The 24,118-nt window shown below is 68.2% G+C and carries 21 protein-coding genes; 14 read left to right on the top strand and 7 right to left on the bottom strand.

From position 1 onward, the window contains the following. Positions 1-79 precede the first annotated feature (79 nt). On the bottom strand, positions 80-1,627 hold the full coding sequence (locus tag ACT3S2_RS02360; RefSeq protein ID WP_444553918.1) for an ABC transporter substrate-binding protein: 1,548 nt from the start codon (positions 1,625-1,627) through the stop codon (positions 80-82). 235 nt (positions 1,628-1,862) lie between these two features. On the opposite strand from ACT3S2_RS02360, the gene ACT3S2_RS02355 reads away from it, so the two are divergent. Beyond that, entirely contained in the window at positions 1,863-2,603 is a 741-nt protein-coding gene (locus ACT3S2_RS02355) for a FadR/GntR family transcriptional regulator (protein WP_444553807.1), read from the top strand. Positions 2,604-2,615: 12 nt separating this feature from the next. On the opposite strand, the gene ACT3S2_RS02350 is transcribed toward ACT3S2_RS02355, so the two are convergent. The 3 genes from ACT3S2_RS02350 to ACT3S2_RS02340 are packed head-to-tail and all read right to left on the bottom strand — an operon-like array spanning position 2,616 to position 5,701. Beyond that, complete coding sequence (locus tag ACT3S2_RS02350) at positions 2,616-3,125, bottom strand: GNAT family N-acetyltransferase (protein WP_444553808.1); 510 nt, start codon at positions 3,123-3,125, stop codon at positions 2,616-2,618. A 51-nt stretch (positions 3,126-3,176) separates the two neighbouring features. Further along, positions 3,177-3,740: an acyl-CoA thioesterase gene (locus tag ACT3S2_RS02345; RefSeq protein ID WP_444553809.1), complete on the bottom strand. Its 564-nt coding sequence runs from the start codon at positions 3,738-3,740 to the stop codon at positions 3,177-3,179. A gap of 50 nt (positions 3,741-3,790) precedes the next feature. Beyond that, positions 3,791-5,701, bottom strand: coding sequence for a glycoside hydrolase family 15 protein (locus tag ACT3S2_RS02340; RefSeq protein ID WP_444553810.1), 1,911 nt, complete (start codon positions 5,699-5,701; stop codon positions 3,791-3,793). A 195-nt stretch (positions 5,702-5,896) separates the two neighbouring features. Between ACT3S2_RS02340 and ACT3S2_RS02335 the strand changes: the two genes are divergently transcribed. From ACT3S2_RS02335 to ACT3S2_RS02295, 9 genes are all read left to right on the top strand, one after another. Then, positions 5,897-6,682 (top strand): DeoR/GlpR family DNA-binding transcription regulator, encoded by a 786-nt coding sequence (locus ACT3S2_RS02335; RefSeq protein ID WP_444553811.1) that lies wholly within the window; start codon positions 5,897-5,899, stop codon positions 6,680-6,682. After that, complete coding sequence (locus ACT3S2_RS02330) at positions 6,679-7,686, top strand: 1-phosphofructokinase family hexose kinase (protein ID WP_444553812.1); 1,008 nt, start codon at positions 6,679-6,681, stop codon at positions 7,684-7,686. The genes ACT3S2_RS02335 and ACT3S2_RS02330 overlap by 4 nt, the downstream gene beginning before the upstream one ends. Positions 7,687-7,688: 2 nt before the next feature. Further along, positions 7,689-9,704, top strand: a complete 2,016-nt coding sequence (locus ACT3S2_RS02325) for a PTS fructose transporter subunit IIABC (protein ID WP_444553813.1) — start codon at positions 7,689-7,691, stop codon at positions 9,702-9,704. 44 nt (positions 9,705-9,748) lie between these two features. Next, positions 9,749-11,449, top strand: a complete 1,701-nt coding sequence (locus tag ACT3S2_RS02320) for a putative PEP-binding protein (protein WP_444553814.1) — start codon at positions 9,749-9,751, stop codon at positions 11,447-11,449. Between the two features lie 37 nt (positions 11,450-11,486). Next, entirely contained in the window at positions 11,487-11,765 is a 279-nt protein-coding gene (locus ACT3S2_RS02315) for an HPr family phosphocarrier protein (protein WP_444553815.1), read from the top strand. Between the two features lie 156 nt (positions 11,766-11,921). After that, the gene (locus ACT3S2_RS02310) at positions 11,922-12,674 is read left to right on the top strand and encodes a mycothiol-dependent nitroreductase Rv2466c family protein (protein WP_444553816.1); all 753 of its coding nucleotides are present in this window, start codon (positions 11,922-11,924) and stop codon (positions 12,672-12,674) included. After that, positions 12,671-13,168, top strand: a complete 498-nt coding sequence (locus ACT3S2_RS02305) for an SRPBCC family protein (protein WP_444553817.1) — start codon at positions 12,671-12,673, stop codon at positions 13,166-13,168. The genes ACT3S2_RS02310 and ACT3S2_RS02305 overlap by 4 nt, the downstream gene beginning before the upstream one ends. 130 nt (positions 13,169-13,298) lie before the next feature. Then, complete coding sequence (locus ACT3S2_RS02300) at positions 13,299-13,970, top strand: DUF4956 domain-containing protein (protein ID WP_444553818.1); 672 nt, start codon at positions 13,299-13,301, stop codon at positions 13,968-13,970. After that, positions 13,967-14,755, top strand: coding sequence for a polyphosphate polymerase domain-containing protein (locus tag ACT3S2_RS02295; protein ID WP_444553819.1), 789 nt, complete (start codon positions 13,967-13,969; stop codon positions 14,753-14,755). Before ACT3S2_RS02300 ends, ACT3S2_RS02295 begins: the two co-directional genes overlap by 4 nt. 35 nt (positions 14,756-14,790) lie before the next feature. Here the strand turns inward: ACT3S2_RS02295 and ACT3S2_RS02290 are convergent, their stop codons facing one another. The 3 genes from ACT3S2_RS02290 to ACT3S2_RS02280 form a co-directional block, all read right to left on the bottom strand. Next, positions 14,791-15,087 (bottom strand): peptidyl-tRNA hydrolase, encoded by a 297-nt coding sequence (locus ACT3S2_RS02290; RefSeq protein ID WP_444553820.1) that lies wholly within the window; start codon positions 15,085-15,087, stop codon positions 14,791-14,793. 14 nt (positions 15,088-15,101) lie between these two features. Then, a complete protein-coding gene (locus tag ACT3S2_RS02285) occupies positions 15,102-15,497 on the bottom strand; it encodes a hypothetical protein (protein ID WP_444553821.1) in 396 nt (131 codons plus the stop codon). A 116-nt stretch (positions 15,498-15,613) separates the two neighbouring features. Then, positions 15,614-19,345 carry a proline dehydrogenase family protein gene (locus ACT3S2_RS02280; RefSeq protein ID WP_444561154.1) on the bottom strand — a complete coding sequence of 1,244 codons (3,732 nt, stop codon included), beginning with the start codon at positions 19,343-19,345 and terminating at the stop codon, positions 15,614-15,616. A gap of 118 nt (positions 19,346-19,463) precedes the next feature. On the opposite strand from ACT3S2_RS02280, the gene ACT3S2_RS02275 reads away from it, so the two are divergent. From ACT3S2_RS02275 to ACT3S2_RS02260, 4 genes are all read left to right on the top strand, one after another. Further along, positions 19,464-20,393: a LysR family transcriptional regulator gene (locus ACT3S2_RS02275; RefSeq protein ID WP_444553823.1), complete on the top strand. Its 930-nt coding sequence runs from the start codon at positions 19,464-19,466 to the stop codon at positions 20,391-20,393. 162 nt (positions 20,394-20,555) lie between these two features. Further along, positions 20,556-22,076: a sodium/proline symporter PutP gene (gene putP / locus ACT3S2_RS02270; protein ID WP_444553824.1), complete on the top strand. Its 1,521-nt coding sequence runs from the start codon at positions 20,556-20,558 to the stop codon at positions 22,074-22,076. Between the two features lie 253 nt (positions 22,077-22,329). Beyond that, the gene (locus tag ACT3S2_RS02265; protein WP_444553919.1) at positions 22,330-22,593 is read left to right on the top strand and encodes a GlsB/YeaQ/YmgE family stress response membrane protein; all 264 of its coding nucleotides are present in this window, start codon (positions 22,330-22,332) and stop codon (positions 22,591-22,593) included. 115 nt (positions 22,594-22,708) lie between these two features. Further along, positions 22,709-24,112 (top strand): DUF1731 domain-containing protein, encoded by a 1,404-nt coding sequence (locus ACT3S2_RS02260; RefSeq protein ID WP_444553825.1) that lies wholly within the window; start codon positions 22,709-22,711, stop codon positions 24,110-24,112. Positions 24,113-24,118 lie beyond the last annotated feature (6 nt).

Here is a 24,118-nt window from a genome sequence, read left to right as displayed (position 1 = left end):
CGGGGAAGGATGTGCTCGAAGAAGTCCGGTACGGGGTGGCGCGGACGGAGGTCCGGCGCCACCCCGTACCGGGTCGGCGCTAGGCCGTGGGGGTGACTCCCATGAAGGACACACCGGTGGTGGGCAGCGGCTTGAACCCCTCCAGCTTGTCCTCGTCCCAGGCGGTGGGCAGCTGGCGGTGGAAGATCGGGTAGAGCGGTGCCTCCTCGGCGAGGATGTTGATGATCTCGCTCCAGGCCTCGTTCGCCGTCGATTCGTCCTGGGCCGTCGCGGCCTCGTCGAGCTTCTTCTGGACCGTCTTGTACTCGGCGGTCTTGTTCCAGCGGAAGCGGTTCTTGGGCCACACATCGCCGCGATAGAACCAGCTCAGCAGCAGGTCCATGTCGTTGCCGAAGACCGAGGGGTCACCGGGGGCCGCCACGACCGAGAACTTGCCGGAGTCGACGTTCTCGTCGTACAGGGCCCCGGACTGCAGGCTCCGTAGGGTGACCTTGACGCCGGGGATCTTGTTCCAGGATTCCAGGATCAGCGGGGCGACGTCCTTGACCCAGGAGGTGTCGGTGGTCAGCAGCTCGAACTCCAGCGAGGTGACGCCGGCTTCCTTGAGCAGCGACTCGGCCTTGGACTGGTCGTAGGTGTAGACCGTATCGGCCTCCACGTACTGCGGGTGGGTGTCCTGGACGTAGGAGGTGGCCGGTTTGGCGTTGCCCAGCAGCGCGGTCTTGATGATCGACTCGGTGTCCATGCCATAGTGCAGCGCCTGGCGGACCTCCTTCTTGTCGAAGGGGGCCTTGGTGCAGTTGAACATCAGGAACAACAGACCGAAGGACTGGACCGATTCGACGTTGATCTTCGAATCCAACCGGTCCATATCCAGGTAGGGGACGTCCTCGATGGCGGCAACGCGACCGGATTCAGCGGCCGTGACCCGGGCGGCGGCGTCGGAGAGCAGGTACCAGGTCATGTCCGCGGCGCCGGCGGGGTAGTCGCCGTTGTAGTCCTCGAACTTCTTGAAGACGATCTTGTCGTCCTTGGTGGCCGAGACTAGCTGGTACGGGCCCGAGCCGATCGGCTTGGCGTCGAAGCCTGCCTGGTCCTTGGAGGCCACCTTCTCCGGAACGATCTTGACCACGGAGATGCGGGTGGCGAACAGCGGGAAGGCGTACTTGAGCTTGAAGACCACCGTGTCCTCGCCCTTGGCCTTGACCGATTTGATGAATGGCACGAATTGGGCGAACAACGAGGCGTTCTTGGGATCGATCACGCGCTCGAAGGAGTAGACGACGTCGTCCACGGTGACGTCATCGCCGTTGTGGAACGTCGAGTCGGAGCGGAGCTTGACCTCCCACGTGGTCTCATCCACTTCCTTCGGCTCCGCGGCGGCCAGCGCCAGGTAGGGCTCACGGGTGGCCGGGTGCAGATCGACCAACCCTTCGAAGATGTGCATGTTCGCGGCGAACGGGGTGGCCCCCGAGGAGGTCATCGGGTCGAATCCCGTCGACAAGGCATAGGAGATGCCGGCCTCGATCGTCCCCGTGCCGGCCGCCCCGGACGCTGCGCCGGCCCCTGCCGAATCGGTGCTGCTGCACGCCGCGATACCGGCCGAGAATGCTGCGGCGGCCCCCATCAGTCCGGAGACCTTGAGGAAGTTGCGTCGGCTGCCTTCTTTGGCCACCAGGTTGTTGAGGGGCACGGTTTACCTCTTCTGTACGATGAGAAGTCGGACGTAGGATGTCCGACGTATTCATGTAGACTGTAAGCGTCATCACAGATGATGGTCAAGTGGTGTTGCCCACATTCGAAAGAGTCATCCGTCAAGGGACCGATCACCCCGGCCCCTCCCCCGAGGAAGGAAGCCCGCCTTGAGCGCTCCCGCACGTCATATCCGACTCGGCGCCCAGGAACGCCTGCGCGCCCTGACCACGGATCTCATGGACCTCATCATCGATCGCGGACTCAGGGCCGGTGACGCACTACCCACCGAGGCCGTCCTGACTGCGGAGCTCGGCGTGGGCCGCAACACCCTGCGCGAGGCCATCAAGGTCCTGCAGGCCCTCGGGGTGGTGGAGATCCGCCACGGCTTCGGCACCTTCGTCGCCGCCAACAACCTGGTCGCCCTGGCCGACAGCCTGACGTTCCGCGGACGGATGTCCTTGCGCCATAAGGGTCATGAGGCCCATGAACTCGTCGAAGTCAGGCAGGCCCTGGAGTCCGGCCTGATCGGTTCCGCGATCGACTCCCTCGATGACGCCCATCTGGACGAGCTCGAGGCCCTGGTCGCCCGGATGGAGGTCCTGGCCGCCGACGGGCGGACCTTCGTCGAGGTCGACCAGGAGTTCCACCGGCTCCTGTTCTCCCGCCTGGAGAACGAGTTGCTGACCAACCTGCTGGGAGTCTTCTGGCAGGTCTACCGCACCATCCACGAAGCCATCGACGGCCTCGGGGGCAACACCTCCGGGACCACCCTGCCCGAGACGGCCCAGATCCACCGCGACATCCTCGGGGCGGTCCAGTCCAAGGACAAGGACGCCGCCGCACGATTGATGCATCGCCACTTCGATGGCATCCGCGAACAACTCGCGGACTTCGCCCTCGAGGCCTAGGCGTATCGGGGCCTAGGGGCCGGACGCGGCGGCCGGGCGGACGAAGCGAAGTTCGGCCCCCTCGGCGGGCTCGGGCCGGAAACCGTGGGATTCCAGCACCCGGATCGAGGCCTCGTTCCCCGGAAGGACCCGTCCCAGCAGGGCCCGCCCGCCGAAGACCGAACGGATCGGCTCCAGGGCGGCACCGAGCATCCAGCCGGCGATCCCCCGCCCCCAGGACCCGGGGTGGACCCAGTACCCGATTTCCACGGCGGGACCACGGCGCGAGGAGACGAACAGACCCACGCGATGGCCGTCTTCGAGGCCGATGAACCATCGCACGGCGCCCGGGTCCCCGCCCGGGAGGCCACCGAGGGCGTCGCGGACGCGCCGGCCGGTGTATCCGGGGCTCCAGGGCTCTCCGTTGCCGACATAGCGGGTCACCCGGGGATCGCCGGCCAGCGTCGCGACGAATGCCGCATCATCGGCGGCAAAGTCGCGCAGCACGCGCGCGGCGGGGCCCGTGGCCGGAGCATCGGTCATGTCCCGATTTTTGCACCGACCCGGCGGGCCTGTCCACGCTGCGGGACCCGTCTAGCTGCGGACCCGCCGCCCCCACGTGTGCGGGGCCGGTTTGCGCGCCCCGGGAAGCGCCGTCGATTCGCGCCACTGCGTCGCCCACTCGGGCAGCTGCAGGTCCTCGGGGACTTCGGCACCGAAAGCCGTGAGGATCTCCTCATTGGTCAGCGGCCCCTGGCGCCCCAACAGGCGGGTGCAGATCAGTGCGCTGACATAGATCTCGCCGCCGGAGACGATCCGCTGCTCGAAGTAGATGCTGCGTTCGTCCATGCCGGCGATCCGTGTTTCCACGCTGAACTTCTGGTTGAAGACCACCGACTTCCTGAACGTGATGGTCTCCGCCTGGACCACCGGGGTCCAACGGCGGCGCTTCATCGTGTCCCACGCCCCGGCGCGGACCATCAGATCGAACCGTCCCAGGTCGAAGATCGAGAAGTACATGCCGTTGTTGATGTGCCCGGCCACGTCGATGTCGGTGAGCAGGGCACGCATCGGCATCGAATCGACGTCGAAAAGGTCGAGTTTCGGCCGGCGTCGGGCCTGCAGGAGCATGAGCAGGAGGCGGAAGATCATGTGCATGCCCTCATGTTACCCATGAGTAACCAGTTCGTCACTCCCCCGGCGGCGGGTCAGCGGTTGCGCAGGGAGTATCCGTTGATCGCATCCGCCGCACGAATGAGGGTCAGATGCGAGAAGGCCTGCGGGAAGTTCCCGGCCATCCGCCCGCTGACGGTGTCGTATTCCTCGGCCAGCAGCCCCAGTCCGTTGGAATACCCCACGAGCTGGTCCATCAGGGACCTGGCATCGTCGATGCGCCCCGTGCGGGCATACTGCTCCACCAGCCAGAACGAGCAGGCCATGAAGGGATGCTCGTCACCGGCCAGGCCGTCATGTCCCGCGGAGGTCCTGTACCGCAGGAGCAATCCCGACTCGTCCATCAGATCGCGTTCGAGGCGTTCCACCGTTCCGAGCATCTTCGGATCGTCGTAATCGATGAACCCGACCTGGGGCAGCACCAGCAGCGAGGCGTCGACCTCGGTGTCACCGTAGGTCTGGGTGAAGCAGTTCTCCCCGGTGTTGAAGCCGTGCTCCATGATCTCCGCGTGGAGGCGGTCGCGCAGCTGTGCCCAGGAGGCGTCGTCGCCGTCGAGCCCGTGTTCACGCACCGCCCGCACGCCACGGTCGAACGCGGCCCACATCATCACCCGCGAGTGGGTGAAATACTGCAGGTCCCCGCGCATCTCCCAGATGCCGTGGTCCTTATGGTCGAAGTGCCGTTCCACGTACCCGAGCAGGGTCTTCTGCAGGGGCCAGGAGAAGTGGTCCTCCACGCCCCCGATGTTCCGCAGCTTCTCCAGCGCCACGAGCACCTCGCCGACGACATCACCCTGGTACTGGTCCACGGCTCCGTTCCCCACGCGCACCGGCAGCGAGCCCTCGTACCCGGGCAGGTGGTCCAGGTCGCGTTCGGGCAGCCGCCGCTCCCCGGCCAACCCATACATGATCTGCAGGTCCTCGGGGTCCCCGGCCACGGCGCGCAGGAGCCAGTCGCGCCAGTTGAGCGCCTCCTTCTCGTAGCCGTGGGTCATCATCGCCTCGAGCGTCAGGGCGGCGTCACGCAGCCAGCAGAAGCGGTAGTCCCAGTTCCGTTCCCCGCCGAAGTCCTCCGGAAGCGAGGTCGTCGGCGCGGCGACGATCCCGCCGGTGGTTTCGTGGGTCAGCGCCCGCAGCACCAGCAGCGAGCGCTTGACGACCTCGTGGTAGGACTCCTGGGCAGGAATGTCCCGGGACCAGCGCTGCCAGTAGGAGATGGTCTCCTGGATGCTCGACCCGGGATCGATGCGTGAGGGGACCTTGCGGTGCGAGGGGAACCAGCTCAGCTCGAAATCGACGGCTTCGCCGGCCGAGACGATGAAGTCCCCGAGGTGGCGGTGGCCCTCCCCGTGGGGCAGCCGGTCGCCGTGGAGCACCATGGCGTCGGGCCCGGCCATCGCGACGATCGAGCTCACCCCGGTGGAGGCGTCTTCATGGCGGCGGACCCAGGGGATCACCGACCCGTAGCCGAAACGGAAGCTGATCTCCTGGTGCATGGTCACGCTGCCCACGAGTCCTTCGACCCGGCGTACGATCGATGCCCTCCGAGCGCCGACCGGCATCAGATCGGTGACCAGCACCTGGCCTTCGGAGGTCTTCCAGAGGGTCCTGAGCACGAAGGTGGAGTCGATGTAGGTGCGCTGGACGACGACGGGGCGTCCGTCATCGGCCGGGCCGCCGGCCGACTCGGCGTCCTCGACCCCTGCGGCCCGGGCCGCCTTGATCCGCTCGGAGCGTCGGGCAGGGTGGTCCGACTCGCAGTCGTCGGCCGCGCCGGCGGGGGCCAGCAGCCAGCGACCGTGCTCGGAATCGCCCAGCAGGGCGGTGAATGCCGCATCGGAATCGAAGCGGGGGAAACAGAGCCAGTCGACACTGCCGGATTCGGACACCAGCGCACCGGTGCGCTGGTCGGAAAGAAGTGCGTAGTCTTCGATCAAAGAGGCCATCCCCCTAGCAAACCGCAGCGCGGGCGCCGGGGCAAGCCATCGTTGAAGGACACCATGTGGGCAGACGGGACCCTTCCCCACATAAGCCCGTTTATGTGTGTATTTCTGTTTTTCTGTTGACTTGCACTTCAAGGACCATCTAAAGTCAACGAAACACAGATTCATTGTGATGGAGACCACCGAAGGGACAACGCCATGTTTGCCGAGGAACGGCACCGTTTGATCGGCGACCGCGTCGCCGACCAAGGTCGGGTCACCGTCGCCGAGTTGGCGCGGCAACTGGATATCACCCGCGAAACCGTCCGCCGGGATCTGGCCCAGCTGGAGCAGGAGGGGGTCCTGCGCCGCGTCCACGGCGGAGCAGTCGCCGGGCGGACCACCAGCACCGTGGAGGAAAGCCTCAGCGTCAGGACCTCGTTGAACCACGAACAGAAGTCCCGTATCGCCGCTTCGGCCGTTGACCTGCTGCCGGCCGGAGCCACCTCGGTGGTGCTCGATGCCGGAACGACGACGGAACTGTTCGCCCAGCAGATGGCCTCCAGCCTGGGCGCTTCCCGGGCCGCGGACCTGTTGGTGCTCACGCATTCCGTCCCGGTCGCCTACCGGGTCGCCGCCAGCGGTTCCTTCCAACTCGAGGTCATCGGCGGTCGCGTCCGCGCCCTGACCAGCGCAGCGACCGGGGCCTCGACCATCGACCAGTTCCGTGCCCTGCGCCCGGATATCGCCTTCATCGGCGCCAACGGCGTCGACGCCGATTTCGGGCTGAGCACCCCCGATCCGTTGGAGGCCGCGGTGAAATCGGCGATCGTCGCCTGCGCGCGCCGCGTCGTCGTACTGGCCGACTCCAGCAAGCTCGGGGAACAGACCCTCATCCGCTTCGCCGCCCTGGAGCAGATCGACACCCTGGTCACCGACACGGCGCCGGGCCCCGAACTGGCGGCGGCGCTGGACCGGGCCGACGTGGAGGTGACGCTCGCATGATCACCACCTTCACCGCCAATCCCAGCATGGACCGCACCATCGACCTGGGGGCCACCCTGGTCCGGGGCGCCGTGCAGCGTGCCCTCCGCGCCGACGCCCAGGCCGCAGGAAAAGGGGTCAACGTCACCCGGGGGCTGGTCGCCGCGGGGGTCCCGACACTGGCCGTGCTGCCCGGGGACGCCACGGATCCCGTGGTGATCGGCCTCGGCATCGACCATCTGCCTCATCGGGCCCTGCCGATCGGGCAACCACTGCGCAGCAACGTCACGGTCACCGAACCCGACGGCACCACCACGAAAGTCAACGAGCCGGGCCCCACCATCGACGCCGCCCACCAGGCAGTCATCACCGAGGCACTGGTCCGGGCCGCCAACGGATCGTCCTGGGTCGTCCTGGCCGGCTCGCTGCCCCCGGGCCTGCCGACCGGCTACTACGCGGGAATCATCAACCACCTGCACGACTCCCTCGGAGGGAACTGCCCGCTGATCGCCGTCGACACCTCCGAGGCCCCGCTGACCGAATTGTATGCAGGAGCCGGCCCGCTTCCCGATCTGATCAAACCCAATGCCGAGGAACTGGCTAGCCTGGCCGGGAGCCACAGCGCGGCGGAACTGGAGGCGTGCCCGGAGTCGGCTGCCGCGGCGGCGCAGCGACTGGTCGAGCGGGGCACCGGGGCGGTCCTGGCCACCCTGGGCGCCCGGGGAGCGGTCCTCGTCACCGGCTCAGGCTCCTGGTGGGCCACACATCCGCCGGTGAAGGCCCGCAGTACCGTCGGCGCCGGGGACTCGTCCCTCGCCGGCTACCTCATCGCCCACGACCGCGGCGCAGCAGCCACCGACTGCCTGCGCTGGGCCGTGGCCTACGGGGCGGCAGCCACCTCGCTGCCCGGCTCGCTGATCCCCACCCCGGAACAGACCAGCCCGGATTCCGTCACCATCACGGAACTGCCCCCCTCCCCGATCGGCGGCCCCCGGTCCGCCGCACCCCAGACCGCTAAGGAATAACCATGTCCGAGCTCATCACCGCCGATCTGGTCCTGCTGGACCGGGACCTCGGCACCACCAGCGCCGAGGTCATCCGCGCACTCGCCGCGGTCGTCACCGAGGCAGGTCGTGCCACCAGTGCGGAGGCCCTGGCCGGCGATGGCATCGCCCGCGAATCCAAGACGGCCACCGGTGTCCCCGGAGGGATCGGCATTCCGCACTGCCGCTCGACGGCGGTCACCCGGGCCACCCTGGTGATGGCCCGTCTGGCACCGGCCGTCGACTTCGGGGCCAAGGACGGGCCCGCCGACCTGGTGTTCTTCATTGCCGCCCCCGAGGGTGCCGACCAGGAACACCTGAAGCTGCTCTCCAAACTGGCCCGTTCGCTGGTCAAGAAGGATTTCACCGCAGCACTGCGCTCCGCGGGCGCCGCCGCCGAGATCGTGTCATTGGTGGACGCTGCCATCTCCCCCGCCCCCGCCGCGCAGGCTCCCGTGGAAGCCACCGCCGCCCCGGAACCGGCGACCGGGCCTTCCACCCGCCGCACCTTGGTCGCGGTGACTGCCTGCCCCACGGGGATCGCCCACACCTACATGGCCGCGGATTCGCTCGTCGCCGCGGCGGCCGACGCCGGGGTCGACCTCCAGGTAGAAACCCAGGGCTCCTCCGGGTCGACCCCCTTGGACCCGGCAGTCATCGCGGCCGCGGATGCGGTGATCTTCGCGGTCGACGTCGACGTGAAGAACAAGGAGCGTTTCGCCGGGCTGCCCGTCATCCAGGTCCCCGTGAAGCGGGGCGTGGACGAGCCGGCCAAGCTCGTCGCCGATGCCCTGGCCGCCGCGGACAACCCGCAGGCCCGCCGCGTGCCCACCGGCGCGGGAACCGCGGATACCGATTCCGCCCCGGAAGGCCGGGAACGGGTCGGTGCCGCACTGAAGCGCTCGCTGTTGACCGGGGTCAGCTACATGATCCCCTTCGTCGCCGGCGGGGGGCTGCTCATCGCGTTGGGCTTCCTGCTCGGCGGCTACGAGATCTCCGATGTCGCCGACCAGGTATCGGTGGAGAACAACTTGTTCAACCTGCCCGATGGCGGGCTGCACATCTACCTTGCCGCCGTCGCCTTCAAGATCGGGAACCTCTCCATGGGGTTCCTGGTCCCAGTCCTCGCCGGATACATCGCCTATGCGCTGGCCGACCGCCCCGGCCTGGCTCCCGGCTTCACCGCCGGCGCCGTCGCCGGGTTCATGGGGGCCGGCTTCCTGGGCGGCATCATCGGCGGGCTGCTCGCCGGTGTCCTGGCCCGCTGGATCGGCAACTGGCGCGTCCCCAAGCTGCTGCGCGGGTTGATGCCGGTGGTGATCATCCCGCTGATCGGTTCGATCCTCGCCTCCGGGGCCATGTTCCTCTTCCTCGGCGGCCCGATCGCGGCCCTGAGCAACGGCCTGAACAGCTGGCTTTCGGCGCTCTCCGGCTCGGCCGCGGCCCTGGTCGGCCTCATCCTGGGGCTCATGATGGCCGTGGACCTCGGTGGCCCGATCAACAAGGTGGCCTATTCCTTCGCGGTCGCCGGTCTCGGGGCCGGGTCGATGGCCAATCAGGCCCCCTGGGAGATCATGGCGGCGGTCATGGCCGCCGGCATGGTGCCCCCGCTGGCCCTGGCCCTGGCCACCGCCCTGGACAAGAAGCGCTTCTCCGCCGCGGAACAGGAAAACGGGAAGGCAGCCTGGCTGCTTGGTGCGGCGTTCATCTCCGAAGGCGCCATCCCCTTCGCCGCGGCGGACCCGCTGCGCGTCATCCCCGCCAGCATGCTCGGCGCCGGGGTCACCGGAGCCATGATCATGGGATTCCACGTCACCAGCCAGGCCCCGCACGGAGGCATGTTCGTCTTCTTCGCCATCGGCAACGTGGCCATGTTCATCGTCTCGATCATCGTGGGCATGGTTATCTCCGCCCTCGCCGTCCTGGCCCTGAAGCGCTACGCAGTGAAGAAGCAGCCCGCCTCCGAGGACCAGGCCCTTCCGGTCACCGTCCAGGGATGACCCCGGACACCCTGACCCCCCCTCGACACAGTAAGGACAGACAGATGAGCACCATCCACGGAATCGGCGTCAGCCCCGGCCGCATCATCGGTCAGGTCCGCCGCATGGCCGATCCCATCGACGCCCCGCAGGACCCCGGAGCCCAGGAACTGGCCTCCCCCGGATACGTCGAGGAGGCCACGGCCCGGTTGACGGAGGCCGGTCGGGCCGTCGCCGCGGGGCTGCGCGCCCGGGCCGGGCAGGCCCATGGTGCCGGCGCCGAGGTCCTCTCGGCGACCGCATTGATGGCCACCGACTCGATGCTCCACAAAACCGCAGGAAAGGCACTGGCCGCCGGACGCGGGCTCGAACCGGCGATCTGGGAGGCGGCGGAAACGGTGGCGGCGATGCTGACGTCGTTGGGCGGCTACATGGCAGAACGGGCCGCCGACGTGCTCGACGTCCGTTCGCGCCTCATTGCCGAGCTGCGTGGCGTCCCCGCCCCGGGGATCCCCGACTCCGGGAGCCCGTTCATCCTGCTCGCCCGGGATCTGGCTCCCGCCGACACGGCCACCCTGGATCCGGCACAAGTCACCGCCCTGGTCACCAGCGAGGGCGGGCCCCAGTCCCATACCGCCATCCTCGCCCGGGCCCTGGGCCTGCCCGCGATCGTCGCCGCGGTCGGCGCGGAGTCCATCGTCGAGGGCACCGACATCTATGTCGATGGTGCCGCCGGGACCGTCTGCACCTGCCCCGGGACGGAGGAGCAGGCCGCGGCCCTGGCCTTCGCGGCCCGGGGCCCTTTGGAGGTCTTCAACGGTCACGGCACGACGGCGGATGGGCATCCGGTGCCCCTGCTCGCCAATGTCGGCGGCGGGTCCGATGCCGTCGCCGCGGCGGCCGCCGGGGCCGAGGGCGTGGGGTTGCTACGCACCGAATTCTGCTTCCTGGGACGTGATGCCGAACCCGGGCACGACGAGCAGGTCGCCGCCTACGGGGCCGTCTTCGTCGAATTCCCCGGGCGGAAGGTCGTGGTCAGGACCCTGGACGCCGGAGCCGATAAGCCACTGCCCTTCCTCACCGATGCCACCGAGCCGAATCCGGCGCTGGGCGTGCGGGGGTTCCGCACCAGTGCCGGCACCCCGGGGGTATTGGCCCGGCAGTTGGCGGCGATCGCCGCCGCGGCCGCGGCCCATCAGGCGCAGGTGAAGGTCATGGCCCCGATGATCTCCACAGCCCAGGAGGCCACCGACTTCGCTGCCCTCTGCGCCGTGGCCGGGCTGCCGGACCCCGGGGTCATGGTCGAGGTTCCCTCCGCGGCGGTACGTGCCGCCTCGGTGCTGCGTCCGGTCGCCTTCGCCTCGATCGGGACCAACGACCTCACCCAGTACACCCTGGCCGCCGACCGCCAGCTCGCTCCCCTGGCCGCCTTGAACGATCCCTGGCAGCCGGCGGTCCTGGAACTCATCCGGCTCACCGTCGCCGGGGCCGAAGCCGCGGGGGATTCCTCCGCCCCGCTCCGGCCGGTGGGCGTCTGCGGGGAGGCCGCCGCCGATCCTGCCCTCGCCGTCGTCCTGGTGGGCCTGGGGGTTGCTTCCCTGTCGATGACCGCCCGGGCGTTGGCCCCGGTGGCCGCCGTCCTGCGGACCGTCACCCACGCACAAGCCGTCTCGCTGGCCGCCCTGGCGGTGGAGGCCGAAGGCCCCGCCCAAGCCCGCGCCGCAGTGCGCGCGGCCTTGCCGGTTCTGGACGAGCTTGGACTCTGACCACCCACCATCCGAACCACCACCACAGGAGAAAACCATGGCAGAACGTACCGCAACCATCGCCAGCCGCGTGGGGCTCCATGCCCGTCCGGCCGCCATCTTCGCCGAAGCCGCCGGGGAACTCGATCTGGAGGTCACCATCGCCCTGCCGGGCGAGCCCGCCGATGAGGCGATGGACGCCTCAAGCATCCTGTCCCTGATGGGCCTGGGCGCCGAACACGGGACCACGGTAGTCCTGCGGGCCGAAGGGCCGGGGGCCGACGCCGCCCTGGACCAGCTCGTCGGCATCCTCGAAACGGACCACGACGCCGAATAGGCTCCCGGAGGGGAGCCAGGGCGACCGTGCGTCGCCACGGCCTGCGGGTCGGCGGTGGAACCGCCGGCGGCTCGTCCCAGCACCGAATGTGCATTTTTGGTCCCAGGGCCTGGCCCGGCATGGACGCGGGTTGCCACCCGGTGCCAAGGTGGGGGGATGAGCGCCACCATCAACTTCTACTTCGACCCGGTCTGCCCCTTCGCCTGGATGACGAGCAAATGGGTGCGGCAGGTGCAGGCACAGCGCGACTACACCGTGGACTGGCGTTTCATCTCGTTGCGCCTGATCAACGCCGAGGTCGACTATGACGCGCATTTTCCGCCGGAGTACGAGGCCGGGCACACGGCAGGCCTCCGCCTCCTGCGGGTGGCCGCTCGAGCGCGTGCGGAGCATGGCCGCGCCTCGGTGGCCGGATTATATGCGGCCCTCGGGGCACACATCTTCGACGCTGCCCCCGACCCGGCCGACCAGCGAGGCGAGGGTGGGGTGCGTGAGCGTCGAGGCACGCGTGGGTTCGTGGAGCCGATCCTCGACGAGGCCGGCCTGCCCCGGGCGTTGGCGCAGGCCCTCGACGACGAGTCCTGGGACCGCGGGATCCGCCAGGAGACCGACGAGGCGCTGGCGCTGACCGGAAAGGACGTGGGCACGCCCATCATCCACTTCGAACCACCCGCCGGTGTGGCGTTCTTCGGGCCGGTGATCAGCCGGCTGCCGGACGAGGATTCGGCCGCCAAGCTGTGGGACCACGTGGTCGGGCTGGCCCGGTTCCCGGGCTTCGCCGAACTCAAGCGCAGCCTGCGTGAGCAGCCACAATTGGCTGCCCTCCGCGGCAACACCACCACGGTCGGCCAGCAGGAGGACTGGCAGGGCGGCAGAAAGGCCGACCCGTCAGGAAGGAACAACCCATGACCCGGACCGCCCTCCGCCACCATGAGCAGTCCATCACGGTCGCAGCCACAACCGGGACGCTCTACGATCTGGTCTCCGACATCCGCCGAACCGGGGAATGGAGCCCGGTATGCACCTCCTGCTGGTGGGACGACGAGGCCGGCGCCGGGCTGCCCGGCGCCTGGTTCACCGGCCGGAATGAACTCCCGCACCGGACCTGGGAGACCCGTTCGCAGGTCGTGGCTGCCGAGTACGGGCGCGAGTTCGCCTGGATCGTCGGTGGCAGCTTCGTCCGATGGGGCTTCACCATGACCCCCGCCGATCCCGGAACGATCCTGCGCGAATCCTGGGATTTTCTGCCGGACGGGATCTCGATGTTCGAGGAGAAATTCGGTGACGGAGCGGACGCCCAGATCACCGACCGTACCCAGCAGGCTCTCGACGGCATCCCGAAAACACTCGCGGCGATCAAACGGATCGCCGAGTCCATCGGCCTGCATGAGGACGCCCGGTAACCTCGCCGCCCTCCGGCGACCCAGCAGCGCGAACCACCCATCAAGTGGTCTCATTCTTCTCTCCTTGCGGTCTCATCTTCGTCTCATCTTCGGTCCCTAGAGTTGTCCACCAGAGCAACGAGAGGGAATCATGTTTACGTTTTGGATGGCCTTGCTGGCCAATATCCTGGGCACCGCCGTCCTGGTGTACGTCGTCTACTTCCGCAGGCACCACCGCCGGGATCTTGCGCTGGCCTATGTCGCCCTGAGCATGGGGATCTTCGCGGTCACCCTGCTGCTGACCACCAGTGACGCAGGAATGGGCCTGGGCCTGGGGCTGTTCGGCATCCTGTCGATCATCCGACTGCGTTCAAATACCCTGACCCAGGAGGAAGTGGCCTACTACTTCGTTTCCCTGGCCATCGGGCTGGTCAATGGCCTGCATCCGGATCCCGCCTGGCTCGCCCCGACGATCACCGCCGCACTGCTGGTGGTCATGTTCGCCGCAGACCACCCGCGCTTCGCCGCCACCACGACCCGCCAGGTCGTGACCATGGACACGGCCTACCCGCGCCGGGCGGAGATGGATGCCACCCTGGAGCAGCTGCTCGGGGCCCGCATCCTGCGCACGGTGGTCCTGGAACTGGACATGGTGCGTGACACCACCGTCGTGGATGTGCGCTTCCGCGAATTGCCGGCCAAGACCAGCCGTCGGGCCCGGGACACCGTGGCCGAGCCGGTCCCCCGGCAGGAAACCACCGGTGCTTCCGCGCCCGCCGCGGCCGAAAGGGAGTACGCCACCCAGGGCCAAGGCTCCAAGTGAAGGCCCGCCAGGCGTTGGAGGACGCCGTCGCCGCCCGGGAACCAATCGGGCTGCAGGAGGTCAACGAAGGGGCCGCCCTGCAGACCCGGGTGGACCATAAGTACCTGCTGACCCCCGGGCAGTTCACGGCCCTGGCCGCGAAGCTGGACGACCGGTTCCGGGTGCTCACCATCGATGGCAGACGCACCTTCCGCTACGAATCGGTCTACTTCGACACCCCGGAATTCGAGCAGTATCGCGCCCACCGGCAGGGTCGCCGCCGCCGCTACAAGGTCCGCACCCGCACCTATGCCGACACCGGGCTGTGCATGTTCGAAATCAAGACCAAGGGCCTGCGCGGGGCGACCGTCAAACACCGGATCCCCCACCAGATGGACGACGCCGGCCGGATGACCTCCGACGCCCGCTCCTTCCTGGACGGGGTGATCGCCGCCGAATATTCCATGTCCCCCGCCGCACTGCAGCCGGTGATGGAAAGCGACTACCGGCGGGCGACCTTCGTCGATCCCGTCGACGGCGAACGCCTGACCTGCGATGTCGATCTGGTCTACTCCGACCAGGCCCGCACCTTGCACGGCCCCGAGCTGTTCGTGATCGAAACCAAGACGGCCTCCGGGCAGGGGGCCGCCTCCACCGCACTGTCCGAACTGGGCATCCGTCCGGTGAGCATGAGCAAGTACTGCGTGGGGATCGCCATGCTCCACCCCGAACTCCCGGCGAATAAGTGGAGCCGGCTGCTCCGGCGCAACTTCCAGTGGGAACCGGACCGCGCCGCCGCCGCCTGATCCCCTCCCCCTGACGGGCAAGGCCCGGGCCTTCTTCATCGTTTCCGACCGGTGAGCTGCCACCAGCGGCGCCGGCGGGGAGTCCCCGCTGGGACCGGGGCGACCACCAGTGCGGTGACGGACCCGGGGGCGATTTCGGTGTGCCCGGCGTCGTGGATCAGTGGCCCGGCGCCCACGGCGGCCGCACCGGCCAGCAGTTCGACTTCCCCTTGCCACCCGACGCAGACCTGTGGGCCGGCCCGGAACCATTCGACGCTGGGTTCCGGCCCCAGTTCCATCACCCAGGCGAAGAGTGCGTGGGCCGCCTGGGCTGCCGCCTTCCCGGTGCTCATCCCCAGATCCCGGTTCAGCACGATCCTCGGCCGGTCACCGGGTCCTCCGGGCCCGCAGGCAGCCGGGTCCCGGAGACCTGGAGCCGGGCCAGCGTCCTGGGCAACGCATCCATCGGCAGCGGAGGCAGGGCCATGGCCCTGCCCCGGCCGTGGGTCGCTTCGACGGCTTCGGGGTGGGCGGCGGCGGTCTTCGCGTAGTTTTTGGCATCGGCCCGGCGCACCGATTTGCCGACGGGACCTGACAACCACCGCTCCCAGGCGGGATTGGAAGGGTCCCTGGCCCGGGCCATCACCGAGGCCAGCGCCACGGCGGCGAGGCCATCGGGCTCGGGGGCCGGGCTTTCGCGGTCCACGAGCAGGACAATGACCTGGACCAGGGCCGCGGAGGAGCCCGGGGTTTCTTCGCTCATGGGCGGGCGGCTTTCGTGATGGGAGGGTAGTTGACTCCACCGATGATGCCACACAGACGAACGACGCCGGCCCGGGGTCGGAACCCCGGGCCGGCGTCGTTGGACACGCTGCGGATCTAGATGATCGCGTCGCTGAGGTGGTCGGGCGTACCGAAACGGTGGGCCGTGATCGAGATCGCCTGTTCACGCAGGAACGGGAGCATCTCGACCCGCCCCGCGGCCACGACCGGGTGGTCGTAGATCGCGACGTCGGGTTTGCCCTGTGCCGCGGCGTAGGTGGCCCGCGACGAGGCGCCGATGTAGCGGATCCGGGTTCCGGAATCGGGGCCGGTCCGGCGTGCCAGACGCTCGACGTGTCCCTTCCACATCCGGTCGTCCTCGACCGCCACCTCGACGCCCTCGGAACGCAGTGCCGCCAGCACGCGGGCCGGCAGTTCGGTGGTGACGCTGACACTGATCCCCGCCCCCGGGCGTTCGGTGGTGCCGATCCGTCCGCTGGCCCCGGCGCTGGAGGTGGCCTTATGGGCGCGGAGCCCGGCAGCCACCACCCGCAACAGTTCGGCCATCCCGTGGCCGGAGGTGCCCTCCTCGTAGCGCACGGTCACCGGGACCGGACGATAGCGGAAGAGGTTGCGTTCGGCCTGCAGCATGGAGACGTCCTTGACGGCCCCGAACTCCTTGACCACCTGGTGGTAGTCGGTCGCCCGGGCGGTCTGCAGCCAGAGGAAGTCCTCGGCGGCGATGGCGTTGCCCGTCGCGGGACCGGCCTCGGCTGCGACGACCCCGAGGATGTCGCTGCCTCCGGCGACCTCCGCGTTCGAGGTGGCCGAGGTGTCGGTCCCCGTCGCGGTGCGCACGGTGGCGTGGGAGACGGCCGCATGGGATTCGGCCGCGGCTTCGGCCTCGGCGCTGACCGGGGCGTCGGCCCAGGAGCCCATGCCGACCAGGTAGTTCGGCCCACCGGCCTTGGTCCCGGCGCCGACGGCCGACTTCTTCCAGCCCCCGAACGGCTGCCGGCGCACGATCGCCCCGGTGATGCCGCGGTTGACGTAGAGGTTGCCGGCCTTGACGTTGTCCAGCCAGTACTCCAGCTCATCGGGGTCCAGCGAGTGGAGCCCGGTGGTGAGTCCGTACTCGATGTCGTTGACCATTTCGACGGCTTCTTCGAGGGTCTCGGCGGTCATGACCCCCAGGATCGGGCCGAAGTACTCGGTCAGGTGGTATTCGGAGCCACGCTGCACCCCGGTGCGCACCCCCGGGCTCCACAGTTGGCCGGTGTCGTCGAGTTGGCGCGGTTCCAGCACCCAGCGTTCACCGGCCCCCAGGGTGGTCAGCCCGCGCAGCAGCTTGCCCTGCGCCGGTTCGATGACCGGGCCCATCTGGGTTCCGGCGTCGTCCGGGTAGCCGACCTGTAGTGAACGGACGGCGTCGATGAGCTGGCTGTGGAAGCGCGGCGACTTGGCGACCGCGCCGACCATGATCACCAACGAGGCAGCCGAGCACTTCTGTCCGGCGTGGCCGAAGGCGGAGGCCGCGACGTCGCGGGCCGCCAGATCCAGGTCGGCCGAGGCCGTCACGATGAGCGCGTTCTTGCCCGAGGTCTCCGCCAGCAACGGCAGGTCCTCGCGGAAGGAACGGAACAGTTCGGCGGTTTCATACCCACCGGTGAGGATCAGCCGGTCGACGCTGGGATGCGAGACCAGCCGGGTGCCCAGATCGCGTTCGGAGAGCTGGACGAAGGAGAGCAGTTCGCGACCGATCCCGGCCGCGTCCAACGCCTCCCAGATGGCCTGGACCATGATGGCCCCGGAGCGCGCCGCCTGCTTGGCCGGTTTGATGACGACGCCGGAGCCGGCGGCCAGTGCCGAGAGGGTGGAACCGGCGGGGATGGCCACCGGGAAGTTCCACGGAGGGGTCACCACGGTCAGCCGTGAGGGGACGAACGTGGCCCCGTCGACGGTGTCCAACGCGCGGGCGGATTCGGCATAGAAGTGGGCGAAGTCGATGGCTTCGGAGACTTCCGGGTCGCCCTGGTCCAGGGTCTTGCCGCATTCGGAGGCCATGACCTCAAGTAGTTCACCGCGATGGGCGGCGAGCCGTTCGCCGGCGTGGTGCAGGACCGCGGCACGCTCGGCACCGCTGAGCCCGCCCCAGGATTCCGCTGCCGCGTGGGTGGCCGCGATGACGGCGTCGACCTCGTCGGTGGTGTTCAGCAGATGGGATTCGATGGTGTCCCGGCCCAGTGTGCTGTGCGGGACCCTGGCCAGGATGTCGTTGGCCCAGGCCCGGTTCCCGGCCAGATCGGGGTCGGTGTCGGGGGTGTTGGAGAACTTCCGTTCCCCCGAGGCGTATTCGGCGACCTCCGCGGCGGCTGCTTCGGTGTCGTAGCTGCCGCGGTCCTGGATGCGGTTCGGGGTGGGGACGACATCGCTCAGGTCCTCCAGGGAGGCCCGGAACCGGTCCGTCTCGCGTTCGAAGAGGGCTTCGTTCTCGTGCAGTTCGAAGACGGCCGACATGAAGTTCTCCTGGCTGGCCCCTTCTTCGAGCCGGCGGATGAGGTAGGAGATCGCCACGTCGAATTCCCCGGGGTGGACCACCGGGGTGTAGAGCAGCAGGGAGCCGACGTCGGCCTTCACGGCCGCTGCCTGGCCGGTGGCCATGCCCAACAGCATCTCGAAGTCGATGCCTTCGGAGATCCCGCGGGCCTTCGCCAGCAGGTGGGCCAGGGCGACGTCGAAGAGGTTGTGCCCGGCGATGCCCAGGTGCACGTTGGCGGTGCGCTCGGGACGCAGTGCGTAGTCGATCACTGCCTTATAGGAGGTATCCGTGGCCTGTTTGGAATGCCAGGTCGCGGCCGGCCAGCCGTGGATGTCGGCTTCCATGATCTCCATGGGCAGGTTGGCGCCCTTGACCAGGCGGACCTTCACCGGTGCGCCGCCGGAGCCGACGCGTTCGGCAGCGAACTCCTGGAGTTCGATCATCGCCGGCAGGGCGTCCGGCAGGTACGCCTGCAGCACGATGCCGGCTTCGACGTCCTTGAACTCGGGCAGGGCCATGAGCCGTTTGAAGACGGCCATGGTCAGGTCGAGGTCCTTGTATTCCTCCATGTCCAGGTTGATGAACTTGCGCGGGGAGGAATCGCGGGCCTGCCGGTAGAGCGGGGTCAGCTGCTCCACGATGTTCCCGACGGCCGTGTCGAAGTCCCAGTGGTTGTGCGGGGCGACGCTGGAGGAGACCTTCACGGACACGTAGTCCACGTCGGGGCGGCGCAGGAGCCGGGAGATGCCCGCCAGCCGGCGACCGGCCTCCTTCTCGCCGAGGATGGCCTCGCCGAGCAGGTTGATGTTCAGCCGCACGTCCTCCTGCTGGATCTTCTCGATGGCCGGACCGAGTTTGGCATCGGTGGCATCGACGATCAGGTGGCCGACCATCTGGCGCAGGACGCGACGGGCGACGGGGATCACGACCCCGGGCAGGGCGGGGGCCATGGCCCCTCCGAGGGCGACGGCGGAACGCATGTACCAGGGCAGGAAGGAGGGGACCTTCGGGGCCAGTGCCCGCAGGTTCCGGGCGGCGACATGCAGGTCCTCCGGGCGGATCACCCCGTCGACGAAGCCGACGGTGAAGTCCAGACCCTGCGGATCCTTCAGCACTCCGGCCAGTTGGCGGGCCGAGGCATCGACGGGTTGTTTGGAACCTTCGGTCAGCCAGTGGCGGACCAGGGCAATGGCGTCGTCGGCCAGGTCCCGAGGGGAAATGGGGTCCGTCCCGACGGAAGGAGAAGTAGTGGTCACGTCAGTGATGCTCCTAGCAGAAAACGACCGGTGGGGAACCGGCCTGCGCGACATGGGGCAGAGTCCCCCACGAAGTAAGTATCCAACGCCCATGAGTTAAGGAAAAGCGACGAATAGTGAAGGATGATGTTAAGCGGAAGTGAATCGACGATGAATCGTGAAAGGGGTCACCATGCTGGAGGTCAGGAGGCTGCGCCTTTTACGGGAATTGAGCATCCGCGGCACGGTATCCGGGGTCGCCGCGGCGCTGAATTACAGTCCGTCGGCTGTCTCACAACAGTTGTCCCTGCTCGAGAAGGAAGCCGGGGTGGCACTCCTGCGCCGTAGCGGTCGGATGTTGGCCCTCACCCCGCAGGCGCAGGTCCTGGTTGCACACACCACCGAGTTGCTCGCGGCGCTGGAACGCGCCGAAGCCGCCCTGTCCAGCACCCTGCCGGCGATCTCGGGGACCGTGCGGCTGGCCATGTTCCAAAGTGCCGTACTGGCCCTGATGCCAGCCGCACTGGAGGCCTTGCGCACCGACCATCCGGGAATTCGCGTGGAAATGACCCAACACGAACCGGAAACGGCACTGCATGAGACCTGGGCCCGCGATTTCGACCTGGTGGTCGCCGAACAGTATCCGGGCCATGCGGCCACCCACTACCACGGGCTGGACCGGCAACCGCTGGCACTGGACTCCATCCGGTTGGGGGTGGCGGCCGAGGCGACCGGCCCCTCGGCGGTCGATGCCCTGGAGCAGGCCGCCACCCTGCCCTGGGTCATGGAACCGCGCGGCACCGCCTCGCGGCACTGGGCCGAGCAGCTTTGCCGGACCGCGGGCTTCGAACCGGATGTCAGATACGAATCGGCCGATCTGCAGGCACATATCGCCCTCGTGGAGTCCGGGCAGGCGGTGGCCCTGCTACCTGATCTGGTCTGGGCCCACCGTGAACCGCGGCTGCGACGCCTCGAAGTCCCCTCACGCCCCTGGCGGACGACCTTCACCGCCGCCCGGGAATCCAGCACCCAGAACCCGGCCATCGCCGCGGTCCGCAAAGCCCTGGAGGACCAGGCGGACTCCTTGGCCCGGAACACCCCCCATGTGGTCACGGAAAGATAACACCCCCGTGACGCCAATCACACAGATCATTGACAATGCCCTACTCTGAGAAGCACACACTCGCATCGCCCGGTGGTTGACAAAGGTTGACAGCTGGCCGGACGTACCTTTCCGGGGACTCCTCGGACGCACATTCCACCTTCCAGCCAAACGAGGAACACCATGTCTGAACAAGCATTCCAGCTTGTGGCCATCGTCATATATCTCGCCGCAATGCTCGGGATCGGCTACTACGCCTACCGCCAAACCTCCGACCTCGACGACTACATGCTCGCGGGCCGCGGACTCCGCCCCGGGGTCGCCGCACTCTCCGCCGGCGCCTCCGACATGTCCGGCTGGCTGCTGCTGGGCCTTCCCGGTGCCATCTACGCCTCCGGGCTGATCGAAGCCTGGATCGCCATCGGCCTGACCGTCGGCGCCTGGTTGAACTGGAAGTTCGTCGCCCCGCGCCTGCGCTCCTACACGGAGATCTCGCAGAACGCGATCACGATTCCCAGCTTCTTCGAGAAGCGGCTCAAGGATAATTCGCACGTGCTGCGCATCGCCGCCTCGGCGATCATCCTGGTCTTCTTCACCTTCTATGTCTCCTCCGGCATGGTCGCCGCAGGCAAGTTCTTCGAGAGCTCCTTCGGCTGGAACTACACCATCGGCATGGTCACCGTGGCCGTGATCACCCTGGGCTACACGCTCTTCGGCGGCTTCATCGGCGCTACCCTGACCGATGTCGCCCAGGGACTGCTGATGTTCGTTGCCCTGATCACCGTGCCGATCGTGGGCGTGATCGCCACCGGCGGCATCGGTGCCACGGTCGACGGCATCAAGGCGGCCCAGCCCGGCGCACTGAACCTCTTCGATGGATTCGGTGTGGAGCCGACCGGGCTCTGGCTGCTGGGCATCATTTCCGCCGCGGCCTGGGGCCTGGGCTACTTCGGCCAGCCGCACATCATCGTCCGGTTCATGGCACTGCGGAGCCCCGCCGACGCCAAGGCCGGCCGCCGGATCGGCGTCAGCTGGATGGCCATCTCGGCCCTCGGCGCCGTGGCCACCGCCCTGGTCGGCATCGCCTACTTCGCCGACGACCCGGCCAAGGAAATCACCGACCCGGAGACGGTCTTCCTGCTGTTGAGCCAGATCTTCTTCCACCCCTTCCTCGCCGGCCTGGTGCTGGCGGCGGTGCTGGCGGCGGTCATGTCCACGATCTCCTCGCAGCTCATCGTCTCCTCCTCCGCCTTGGTGGAGGACCTCTACAACATCGTCGGCCGGGAATCGACGCCCAAGAAGCAGGTCGCACTGGGCCGGGCCGGCGTGCTGGTGATCGCCGTGATCGCCTTCCTCATCGCCCTGGACCGCGAGGCCAGCGTGCTGGATCTGGTGGCCTTCGCCTGGGCCGGCTTCGGCGCGGCCTTCGGCCCGCTGGTGCTGCTGAGCCTGTACTGGCGCAAGCTGACGAGCACCGGCGCCTTGAGCGGCATGATCGTCGCCGCGGCCACCGTGTTCATCTGGGGCAAGACCCCCGTGTTGACGGAGAACCTGTACGAGATCATCCCGGCGTTCATCCTCAACGTCGTCGTTGCCGTCGTCGTCTCGAAGATGACGGCGAAGCCCAACGAACTCATCGACGAGGAGTTCTCCGCCATGGAGGGCCAGGTGGCAGCAAAGCCCCGCCAGGCCTCCACCAAGTAGAAGCAGGCGACCGCCGACGGCGGCATGCCACCAGCGTCCCGGATTCCGGGATGCCGGTGGCATGCCGCCGTCGTCTTTCCCGAGGGGGTGGACGGCTCGTGGCGGACCTCACGGACGCGATGTGACGACAAATCTGGTCCAGAGCGATTTTTGTCAATTCTTGCTGCTAATATTTCGATACGTACCCCGGAGACAGCATGTCCCCGGGGCAAACCGCCCACGCCACGTGGGAACGTAAAGGAGGAATATCGTGCTGCATTTCCTGGCTTTTCTACTTCTTGGACTGATTGCCGGTGCCATCGCGAAGGCGATCCTGCCCGGTAGGCAGGGAGGCGGCTGGATCGCCACCCTCATCCTCGGCGTCATCGGCGCCATGCTGGGTGGTTGGATCGGCGGCGAGTTGTTCAACGCTAATACAGGCCAATTCTTCAGCATCGTTTCCTGGATCTGGGCCATCATCGGTTCGTTGATCGTTCTGGTCATCTGGGGCTTCATCACAGGGCGCCGCAAGGCCTAGGCCATAGCGGCAACACCGACGAAGGTGGCCATCCCGCACGGGGTGGCCACCTCACGCGTTAACGCCCCTTTTCATGGCCCCTGTTTGTCCGGTGGTTCGCGGCTAAGCTGAAACCATGGCCTGGAACCGCACGCAAGAGCATGTGCTCGCCCTGGCGCCGGACGATGTCTGGCGCATCATCTCCGATCCCGCCCGCCTGCCCGACTGGAACCCCGCGGTCAGGTCCCTGGTCCCCGCCCACGACGGCGCCCTGGTTCCGGGCAGCCGGCTGGCCTTCACCCCGAATCCCCCGTTGCTGGGCGCGGTGCATTCGCGGACGGCACCGGATGCGGTGGTCACACGCAACCAGGCGGGGGTCTCCTTTGCCTGGCGCCAGCCGCAGCCCGGTGGTGGCCTGCTGGTGCATTGGGAGATCGCCGAGCATCCAGCCGGGACCCTGCTGACCCAACGGGTCGCCATCGAAGGCCACGGGTCCTGGCTGTTCACCGAGTCGAACGCCAAGCCGCTGGCCTCGCACTTCGCGGAGAATTGTGCCCGGCTCTACCGATTGGCCGGCGGAACCCCGGATCCGTCCCACCGGATCGTCATTGCCGGCGGCAGCGGCTTCCTCGGCATCCGGTTGGCCGCAGATCTCCTCTGCCACGGCCTGGACCCCGTGATCCTCACGCGGAGTCCCGACCCCGTCTCTCCGTTCCGCCAAGTCCGTTGGGATGGGCACAGCCAGGGCGCCTGGACCACCGAACTGGACCCTGCCGAGGGCAGCGTCAGCCTGGTCAACCTGGCCGGACGGCTGGTGGATGCCCGCCCCACGGCAGAGAACATCGCCGAACTGCGCGACTCGCGGGTCGATGCCACCCGCGCACTCGTCCAGGCCAGCCGGAAACACGAGGTCCCGCTGGACCACTGGGTCCAGGCCAGCACGACCGCCATCTACTCCGATGCCGGTGATGAACGGCTCACCGAGGACTCCCCCTTGCCCGAGGCCACGGCCGCCCTGCCGCAGATGACCGGTGTCGCCCGGCCCTGGGAGGAGGCACTGAACGGCGCCCGGGCCCTCCGGTCCACCATCCTGCGCACCGGCGTCGTCCTGGAACAGGAGAGTCCTGCCTTCGACCGGTTGTCCCTGCTCGCCCGCACCGGACTGGGCGGCCCGGTCGGCTCGGGCGTCCAATGGGTCAGCTGGATCCATCTGACCGATTGGCTGCGCATCGTGCGGGCCGGCCTCGGACTGGAGCCCGGGATCGATCTGGATGAAGGGGTCGTGATCGCCGCTTCCCCGGCTCCGGTCCGCAATGCCGGGTTCATGGCGGCACTGAGATCCGTGCTGGCGCCGGGCCCGTTGAAACGTTTCTCACTGGCCACCCCGGAACCGATGCTCAAACTCGGCGCGGCCGCCCTCCGCACCGACCCCGCCCTGGGTCTGACCGGACGGCATGCGACGTCGAACCGGCTGCCCCGGGCCGGGTTCGCCTTCACCTATCCCGAACTCGATGGCGCACTCGCGGCCATCACCGGTTAGTCCGCC

Origin of the sequence: Arthrobacter sp. AOP36-A1-22 (genome assembly GCF_052377615.1) — a bacterium.
In the GTDB taxonomy this organism is placed as follows: domain Bacteria; phylum Actinomycetota; class Actinomycetes; order Actinomycetales; family Micrococcaceae; genus Arthrobacter_H.
This window is presented reverse-complemented; position numbering and strand designations above follow the sequence as displayed.